This window comes from Streptomyces niphimycinicus (assembly GCF_018883605.1).
Lineage (GTDB): Bacteria > Actinomycetota > Actinomycetes > Streptomycetales > Streptomycetaceae > Streptomyces > Streptomyces niphimycinicus.
The window spans coordinates 1-9,042 of sequence record NZ_JAHLEM010000698.1 but is presented as its reverse complement, the minus strand read 5'-3'; the positions used below and the strand labels follow the sequence as shown (position 1 = coordinate 9,042).

The window sequence follows — 9,042 nt, the reverse complement described above, 5'->3', positions numbered from 1 at the left end:
CTCGCGCGCCCCGCGCGCCTCCGCGGCGCGGTGCGCGGCCTGCTGGGCGCGCCAGCGCTCCAGCATCCTGGGCAGCTCCTGCTGGACGAACTCGAAGAAGTCGGCGGTCTCGGTGATCCGCAGCCCCGCCGGGGTGCCGGGCCCGAGCACCTTCGCGCCGTCCCGCATGGTGCTCTCCCAGCGGGCCATCATCTGGTCGCGGCGGGTCAGGGTCTCGTACCAGACCACGCTGTAGAGCCGGTAGCGATCGCGGCGGGAGCCCGGCTCGCGCTCGCGCACCACCATGTCCACCTGGGACAGATAGCGGATCGCGCCCGAGACCGCGGCCGGGCTGATCCGCAGTTGCTCGGCCAGTTCGGCGGAGGTGAGGGCCCCGGCGTCGGAGACGAGAAGCGCCGCGAAGACCCGCGCCGCCATGCGCTGCATACCGCCCTCGGCCAGATCGGCCGCGAACCGCTCGACGAACCTGGACACCGCCGCTTCGTCGCGCGCGTCACCGGGCGCGTCCTCCGGTTCGATCATCTCCCTCACCGCTTCATCATCTCCTCTCTTCGTCACATCATCATAAGTTTATATGGTTCCTTAACTTCACAATTTTGTGAAACTAGCGTAGCTTCGGAATCATGAAAACGGCAATCTCCGTGTCCGGCCTCCACAAGTCCTTCGGCCGGACCCACGCGTTGGACGGCCTCGACCTCGAAGTCGAGGCAGGTGAGGTCCATGGCTTCCTCGGGCCCAACGGCGCCGGGAAGTCCACCACCATCCGGGTCCTCCTCGGTCTGCTCCGCGCCGACTCCGGCGCGGTGCAGATGCTCGGCAAGGACCCCTGGCACGACGCGGTCGACCTCCACCGCCACATCGCCTACGTCCCCGGGGACGTCACCCTGTGGCGCAACCTGAGCGGCGGAGAGGTCATCGACCTGTACGGACGGCTGCGCGGCGGGCTGGACTCCGCACGCCGCGCCGAGCTCCTGGAGCGGTTCGAGCTCGACCCCACCAAGAAGGGCCGTACGTACTCCAAGGGCAATCGGCAGAAGGTCGCCCTGGTCGCCGCGTTCGCATCCGAAGTGGAGCTGCTGATCCTCGACGAGCCCACCTCCGGGCTCGACCCGCTCATGGAGGAGGTCTTCCGCGAGTGCGTCGCCGAGGAGCGCGACCGGGGTCGTACGGTCCTGCTCTCCAGCCACATCCTCAGTGAGGTCGAGGCGCTCTGCCGGCGGGTGAGCATCATCCGCAAGGGCAAGCGGGTGGAGTCCGGCACGCTCACCGAGCTGCGCCATCTGACCCGTACGTCGGTCACCGCGGAGCTGGCCGAGGAGCCGAACGGCCTGTCCGGCCTCCCGGGTGTGCACAACGTGGACGTCCAGGGCCGCCAGGTCAAGCTCCAGGTCGACACCGACAAGATGGACGCCGTGCTGCGACAGCTCACCCAGGCCGGGGTGCGCAGCCTCATCTCCACCCCGCCCACCCTGGAAGAGCTCTTCCTCCGCCACTACCAGGACGACATCTCGCACACGGAAGCCGAGGCGATCGTCCGATGACCGCCGTAGCCGACGCCCGGGTCTCCCCCCGCACCCGCGGATCGGCCCGCGATCTGGCCGGCACGGGCACGCTGCTGCGGCTCGCCCTGCGCCGCGACCGGATCATGATGCCGGTGTGGGTGCTGTGCCTGGGGCTCACGGCCAGCAGCACCGTCGGCCGCCTGAAGAGCGCGTACGACACCCCCGCCCGGCGCGCCAACCTCGTCCACGACATGAACGGGAACGGTTCGACACGGGCCCTGTTCGGCGCCGCCTTCGACGATTCGCTCGGCGCGCTCACCGTCTGGCGGGTGGGTGCCTTCCTTACGGTGTTCGCCGCGATCATGAGCCTGCTGATCGTGATCCGGCACACCCGTGAGGAGGAGGAGACCGGCCGTCAGGAGGCGCTCTCCGCCGGTATGGTCGGCCGCCGCGCGGGTCTCACCTCGGCCCTGCTCGCCGTGGGCATCGCCAACGGCGCGGTGACCCTGCTCATCGCGGGCAGCCTCGCGGGCCAGGGCGGCACCGGAGCGCTCGCCCTCGGCCTCGCCGTCGGCCTGTCCGGTATGGCGTTCGGCGGTCTGGCCGCCGTCGCCGCCCAGCTCACGGAGAACGCACGGCTGGCCCGGGGCCTGAGCTCCGCCGCGGTCGGTGTCGCCTTCGTGCTGCGCATGGCGGGTGACGCCGCCGAGGACGGCAGCAAGGGCTCCGGCCATGTCCTGGTCTGGCTCTCGCCGCTGGGCTGGGCCGAGTACACCCGGCCGTACGGGGGCGAGCGGTGGTGGCCGCTGCTGCTGATCACCGTGCTCGCCGCGGCCTCGATCAGCCTCGCGTACTCCCTCGCGGGCCGTCGTGACGTGGGCGCCAGCTTCTACGCCAGCCGTCCCGGCCCGCCGGCCGCCGGGCCACTGCTCAACGGCGTCTTCGGCCTGGGCTGGCGGCTTCAGCGCGGTGCCCTGCTCGGCTGGGCCGCGGGCTTCGTCTTCGCGGGCGCCATCTTCGGATCCATCTCCGACGGTGCCGACGACTTCCTCGGCGACAGCAACCAGACCCGCGACATCATCCAGCGGATGGGCGGCGCCCAGGGGCTCAACGACGCGTTCCTGGCCGCCATGGTCGGCGTCCTCGGCACCATCCTCGCCGTCTACACCGCCAGCGCCGTGCTGCGGCTGCGCAGCGAGGAGACCGACCAGCGCGCCGAGCCCCTGCTGTCCAACGCCGTGGGCCGACTGCGCTGGGCCGGGAGCCATCTGGTCATCGCCTACCTCGGCCCGGTCGTCATCCTCGCCATCGGCGGTCTGGCGCTCGGCCTGGGCTACGGCGTCGCGGCGGGCGATCTGGGCGACCAGCTCGGCCGCTGTATGGGCGCCGCTCTCGCCCAGCTTCCGGCGCTGTGGGTGCTCACCAGCGTGACGCTGTTCCTCGTGGGCGTGCTGCCGAAGTACTCGGCCGCGGCCTGGGCCTTCGTCGGCTGGGTGGTCGCCCTGGGCTGGATGGGCCCGGCGCTGGAGCTGTCCGATTCCGTCATGAACACCTCGCCCTTCAGCCATCTGCCGAAGCTGCCGGGCGATGAGGTGACGGCCGCGCCCTTCCTGTGGCTGCTGCTTCTCTCGGTCGTTCTCGCCGCCGGAGGACTGGTGGGTCTGCGCCGCCGTGACATCGGCGGCTGACCCCCGTCGGCCCGCCACACCCCGGCAACCGCCCCCTGTTGTCCACAGGCTGTGGACAACAGGGGGCCCTTTCGTCTGCGCCGTCTGCCGGCCGCTGTCTACTGTGTCTGCTGGCTGCTGTGTCTGCTCGCTGTCTGCCGGCTGTCTACCGTCGTCCGCTCAGAGCTCGACCAGCAGCTCCCGGAGCCCGCGGATCACAAAGTTCGTCTGCGGCTCCGGCTCCTTGACCAGCCGCATCCCGGGCGCCTTACGGAGCAGCGCGCCGAAGGAGGCGGCGAGCTCCAGCCGGGCCAGCGGGGCGCCGAGGCAGTAGTGGATCCCGGCGCCGAAACTGACATGGGGGTTGTCGGCGCGGGAGAGATCGAGAGTGTCGGGGCGGTCGAAACGGGCCGGGTCGCGGTTGGCCGAGCCGAAGAGCAGGGCGACCTCGCTGCCGCGCGGGATGACCGTGCCGTCGACCTCGATGTCCTCCAGCACCCAGCGCTCGAAGAGCTGTAGCGGGGTGTCGAAGCGCAGGAGTTCGTCCACGGCGGTGGGCAGCAGCGCGTCCGGGTCGGCGCGGAGCCGGGCGAGCTGCTCGGGGTGGCGGAACAGCGCCCACCAGCCGTTGCCGGTGGAGTTGACCGTGGCCTCATGGCCCGCGTTGAGCAGCAGCACACAGGTGGAGATCATCTCCTGCTCGGTGAGCCGGTCGCCCTCGTCATGCGCGGCGATGAGCCCGCTGATCAGGTCGTCTCCCGGGGCCTTACGGCGCGCGCCGATCAACTCGCGCAGATAGCCGGAGAATTCGAGCGACGCGCGCACCGCCCGGCGCGCCGTCTCCTCGCTCGGACCCAGCTCGTACATCCCGCAGATATCCGCCGACCAGGGCCGTAGGGCGGGGCGGTCGGCCGGTGGAATGCCGAGCATCTCGGCGATGACGGCGACCGGCAGCGGTTCGGCGACGGCCGCGATGAGATCGCCGCCGCCCGAGGCGACGAGGGAGTCGACGAGTTCGTCCGCGAACCGCCGGATCGTCGGCACCAGCGCCTCGACCGTCCGCGGGGTGAACGCCTTGGAGACGAGCCGCCGCAGCCGGGTGTGGTCCGACGGTTCGAGATCGAGCATGCCGTGGTCGTTGAGGGTGTGGAACGGCTCGTGCTCGGGCGGCGGCGCGGTGCGGCCGAACTCCTCATGGCTGAAGCGGTGCAGATAGGTACGGCCGAGGCGGCGGTCCCGCAGCAGGGCGCCGACATCGGCGTGCCGCGGGATCAGCCACTGACGGGAGGGCTCGAACCAGTGCACGCGGCCGCGCTCGCGCAGCGCGGCGTACGCCGGATACGGGTCCGCGACGAACGAGGGCCGCCAGGGGTCGAAGGCGGGGGCTTCCGCGCTGCTGCTCATCCCCGGACGGTACCGCCGAGGCCCGCGCGGCCTCCAGGGCATGGCGGCCGGCCTCGGGGGCTGCTCGGCCTTCGGGGCCGCCCAGCCTCCCGGCCCGCGCAGTCTCCGGTGGCCTCCTCAGCCTCCAGGGGTGACCAGGCGGGCCTCGTAGGCGAACACCGCCGCCTGGGTGCGGTCGCGCAGTCCCAGTTTCACCAGGATCCGGCTGACATGCGTCTTCACCGTCGACTCGGCGACGATCAGCCGCTCGGCGATCTCGGCGTTGGAGCAGCCCTGGGCGACCAGCACCAGGACCTCGTTCTCCCGCTCGGTCAGCTCGGCCAGCCGCCCCTGCGGGGAGGGAAGCGGGCCACCGAGTCCGGCGGCCTCCCCGATCCGCGAGAACGTGGTGATCAGACGCTTGGTGACGGTCGGCGCGAGCAGGGCCTCGCCCGCCGCGACGACCCGTACCGCCTCGCCGAGCTGACGGGCGGAGGCATCCTTCAGCAGGAAGCCGCTCGCTCCGGAGCGCAACGCCTGGTAGACGTATTCGTCCAGGTCGAAGGTGGTCAGGACGAGCACCTTGGCGTCCGCGTCCGCCGCGACGATCTCCCTTGTGGCCTCGAGGCCGTTGAGCTCCGGCATCCGGATGTCCATCAGGACGACATCGGGGCGCAGGGCGGCGACCTGCGCGATGGCCTGGCGCCCGTCGACCGCCTCGCCGACGACCTCGATATCGGGCTGGGCGTTCAGCAGCACGGAGAAGCCCTCGCGGACCATCACCTGGTCGTCGGCGATCAGCACGCGGATGGCAGGGGTGACATCGGTCGTCATGGCTTCATCGTCCCTGCTCCCGGGGCGGGCAGATGCTGCGGGGGCGTTGCGGGGTCCGGAGTGGAGGGGTCCGCCTCGGGGATGGTCGCGGCCGGGATGAAGACCGCGACCTCGTAGCCGCCGTCCTCCTCCACCACTCCCGCCGTCATCTCCCCGTTCAGCATCGCCACCCGCTCCCGCATCCCGAGCAGCCCATGGCCCATGCCCGGCGAGGGGCGTACGGGCTGGGTGGGCGGACCGTTGACGATCCGCAGGCCCAGACCGCCGAGTACGTACGCGATCTCGACGCGGGCGGTGGATCCGGGGGCGTGGCGCAGCGCGTTGGACAGCGCCTCCTGGACGATCCGGTAGGCGGACAGCTCCACACCGGAGGGCAGCGGGCGTACGGCGCCGGTGATCACGTGCTCGACGGTCAGCCCCGCCGCCCGGACCCCCGCGAAGAGCGTGTCGAGGGTGGCGAGGGTCGGCTGGGGCGCCTCGGGGTCGGCGTCGGCGTAGGCGTCGGGGTCCTCGGCGCGGACGACGCCGAGGACGCGGCGGAGTTCGGTGAGCGCGGCGACCGCGTTCTCGCGGATGGTCGCGAAGCTGGTGGCCAGCTCCTCGGGCGGGTTCGCCACCCGGTAGGGCGCGGCCTCCGCCTGGATGGCGATCACGGACATATGGTGCGCGACGACATCGTGCAACTCGCGGGCGATGGTGGCGCGTTCCTCCAGCAGGGTGCGGCGGGAACGCTCCTCGTAGGTGGCCGACTGCTGCACGGCGACCTGCTCCTTGGTCTCGCGCAGACTGCGCCGGGCCACGACGGCGCCCACGATGACGCAGGAGGTGGCCACCATGGAGAAGGCGTTCGTGGGCCGGGCATTGATACCGAGTTCACAGGCGAACCCGAACCCGGCCGTGAGCAGCAGCATCCGCCCGGCCACCCGTGGGCGGTTCTGGGTCGCGACGATCACCATCACCGCGATGTGCGACGCGAAGAGGGTCGTCGGCCAGGGCCACATGCTCCCGCCGTACGTGTCGGCGATGCCCAGGCCCCAGACGAGGCTCGCCGCGAACGACAGCCACCAGGCGCCGATCGGCCGGTAAAGCGCCAGCAACAGCGGCACACCGCTGAGCAGGGCCACCCCTACGCTCTCGGTCTCGCCCGCCACGGCCATGAGGTAGAAGGCGAGGGCCCCGATCGCGGCCTGCGGCAGCCACGGCGCGTACGGCCGCACCGCCCGGGGCATCTTCCGCACCAGCGGATGCGTGTCGGCCAGCGGCGGCACCGGGCGGAAGGCGAACGCCCCGGTGATCAAGTCCTTCCGCGAATTGGACAACGCCCGGCGGATGGTGCGGATTTCGGTCCGCGGAATCGTCTGGGTCACGCCGTCCACGGTAGAGAGCGCCGGCGGCGCCGTCGTCCCCGGGAATGTGGATTGTGCGGCGTCCGCCTCAAGTACTACGCGGTGGGGTGGGGCCTGGCCGGGTGCGCTGCGGTCGACGGTGCCCCGACTACCCTGCCGGGCCCGCCCCGGCCACGTGGGCGATTTCCTCGGCGACGGTGCGGGCGACCGGCGTGGTGGGGTCGATGGGCGGGAAGTGTCCGCCCTCCGTTCCGACCAGCCGGACGGCCTGCCCGGCGCGGGTCGCGGCGGTCGCGAAGGCGTCCGCGACCGCCGGTGGGACGTCGATGTCGGTGCCGCCCTGCACGATGGTGGTGGGGATCGCGGTGGGCAGCAGTGCGGCGGGGTCGGCGAGGGCGAGCCGGGCCGTCAGTTCATCGCCGTCACCGCGAACTTCATCGAGGAGTTCGCCTACGGCGCCGGAGCAGACGTCCAGCGCACGGGCCGTGGCGAAGTCCGCGATGGGGGCCAGGGCGACGACACCGCGGAGCGGGGAGGGGGCGGGCAGATGCCAGGGAGTGCCGGACGGCAGCCGGTGCCGGGCCGCCGCCCACAGCACGGCGTGCCCGCCCGCGGAGTGCCCGGTGAGCACCACGCGGTCCGGGTCGACCCCGGGGAGCCCGAGCTCCCGGGCGAGGCCGGGCACCGTATCCACGGCGGTCGCGATGTCGTCGAACGTCTCCGGCCACCGCCCCGCCCGCGCGGGGTCCGCCCCGCCCCGGCGGTATTCGACCGACGCCACCGCGAGCCCCCGCCCCGCCAGGAAGGCGGCGAAGGGCGACACATGGCGGCGGTCGTAGGGGGCGCGCCAGGCGCCGCCGTGGAAGAGGAGGACGAGCGGGGCGGGGCGGGCGGCCCCATGCGTCCCGTGAGCCCCGCGCGCCCCGCGCGCCCCGCGCGCCCCGCGCGGAAGGTAGAAGTCCGCCACCTGGTCCGGATGTTCGCCGTACGCGGCGGTCCGGTCCGGGGCCACGGGTGCGAGCCCCAGGAGCGACGTCTCCTCGGCCGCTGCCCCGCCCATCGGTCAGCCCTCCTTCGGCAGCACGTCGGCCAGCACCCGCGCCGCCCGCTCCACCTCGGCGAAGCCGGTGTACAGCGGGGTGAAGCCGAAGCGCAGCACATCGGGGCGGCGGAAGTCGCCCACGACACCGCGCCGCGTCAGCTCCGCCATCACCTCCCCCGCGTCCGCGCACCGCAGCGCCACCTGGCTGCCGCGCTCGGTGTGCGCGGCGGGGGTGACGGACTGGACGCGCCCGGCCGGGACATGGTCCTCGACACAGCGGAGGAAGAAGTCCGTCAAGGCCAGGCTCTTGGCCCGGACGTCCTCGATCGTCACGTCGTCCCACACCTCGAGGGCGGCCTCCAGCGCCAGCATCGAGAGGATGTCCGGGGTGCCGACGCGGCCGCGGGCCGAGCCCTCGGCCGGGGTGTAGGCGGAGGCCATGCCGAAGGGGTCGGCATGCGAGTTCCAGCCGGGCAGCGGCGAGTCGAAGCGGGGCTGATGCGCACGGGCGACGTACAGATACGCGGGCGCGCCGGGCCCGCCGTTGAGGTACTTGTACGTACAGCCGACCGCGAGGTCCACCCCGTGGGCGTCCAGCCCGACCGGCAGGGCGCCCGCGCTGTGGCACAGGTCCCAGACGACGAGCCCGCCCGCCGCGTGCACGGCGGCCGTGATTCCGGGCAGGTCGTGGAGGCGGCCGGTGCGGTAGTCCACGTGGTTGACGAGCGCGACGGCGGTGCGCGCGCCCACGGCGCCGGGCACGTCGCCCGCCGCGACCGGCCGCAGCGTGCAGCCGGTCATCCGGGCGGCGGACTCGGCGATATAGCCGTCGGTGGGGAAGGTGGCCTCGTCGACCAGGATCTGATCGCGGTGGGCGCCGCGCTCCTGGGCGATCCGTACGGCCGCGACGACCGCCTTGAAGACGTTCACGCTCGTCGAGTCGCCCACGACCACCTGGCCGGGGGCGGCGCCGACGAGCCGGCCGACGCGGTCACCGATCCGCTCCGGCGCGGTCCACCAGCCGCTCTCCTCCCAGGAACGGATGCGCAGCTCGCCCCACTCGCGGGCCACCACTTCGGCCAGGCGGGGCGGCACGGCACGCGGGAGCGCGCCCAGCGAGTTGCCGTCCAGGTAGATCACGTCGTCGAGGATGAAGGCGTCGCGCTTGGCCCGCAGCCGGTCGGCCGCGTCAAGCGCGGCGGCCTCGTCGCTCAGCGCGGAGCGGGACAGACGGGTCTCGGCCGGACCGGACGCGGCCGAATCGGACG

General features: G+C 72.6%; 8 protein-coding genes. 2 read left to right on the top strand and 6 right to left on the bottom strand.

The window, feature by feature from the left end; translation table 11 throughout:
• Window positions 1-522: GbsR/MarR family transcriptional regulator (locus KN815_RS40515; protein WP_216346792.1), on the bottom strand; the 522-nt coding region annotated here is incomplete at its 3' end.
• Window positions 523-623: 101 nt separating this feature from the next.
• Between KN815_RS40515 and KN815_RS40510 the strand changes: the two genes are divergently transcribed.
• Both KN815_RS40510 and KN815_RS40505 read left to right on the top strand, forming a co-directional pair.
• Window positions 624-1,541 carry an ABC transporter ATP-binding protein gene (locus tag KN815_RS40510; RefSeq protein WP_216346790.1) on the top strand — a complete coding sequence of 306 codons (918 nt, stop codon included), beginning with the start codon at window positions 624-626 and terminating at the stop codon, window positions 1,539-1,541.
• Entirely contained in the window at window positions 1,538-3,190 is a 1,653-nt protein-coding gene (locus KN815_RS40505) for an ABC transporter permease (protein WP_216346789.1), read from the top strand. Before KN815_RS40510 ends, KN815_RS40505 begins: the two co-directional genes overlap by 4 nt.
• Window positions 3,191-3,349: 159 nt before the next feature.
• Here the strand turns inward: KN815_RS40505 and KN815_RS40500 are convergent, their stop codons facing one another.
• From KN815_RS40500 to kynU, 5 genes are all read right to left on the bottom strand, one after another.
• Window positions 3,350-4,573, bottom strand: coding sequence for a cytochrome P450 (locus KN815_RS40500; protein ID WP_216346788.1), 1,224 nt, complete (start codon window positions 4,571-4,573; stop codon window positions 3,350-3,352).
• A gap of 117 nt (window positions 4,574-4,690) precedes the next feature.
• Window positions 4,691-5,386, bottom strand: a complete 696-nt coding sequence (locus tag KN815_RS40495; RefSeq protein ID WP_216346787.1) for a response regulator — start codon at window positions 5,384-5,386, stop codon at window positions 4,691-4,693.
• Complete coding sequence (locus KN815_RS40490; protein WP_372458602.1) at window positions 5,383-6,762, bottom strand: sensor histidine kinase; 1,380 nt, start codon at window positions 6,760-6,762, stop codon at window positions 5,383-5,385. Before KN815_RS40490 ends, KN815_RS40495 begins: the two co-directional genes overlap by 4 nt.
• 118 nt (window positions 6,763-6,880) lie before the next feature.
• Window positions 6,881-7,792, bottom strand: coding sequence for an alpha/beta hydrolase (locus KN815_RS40485; RefSeq protein ID WP_216346786.1), 912 nt, complete (start codon window positions 7,790-7,792; stop codon window positions 6,881-6,883).
• A 3-nt stretch (window positions 7,793-7,795) separates the two neighbouring features.
• Window positions 7,796-9,004, bottom strand: a complete 1,209-nt coding sequence (gene kynU / locus KN815_RS40480; RefSeq protein WP_216346791.1) for a kynureninase — start codon at window positions 9,002-9,004, stop codon at window positions 7,796-7,798.
• Window positions 9,005-9,042: the final 38 nt, after the last annotated feature.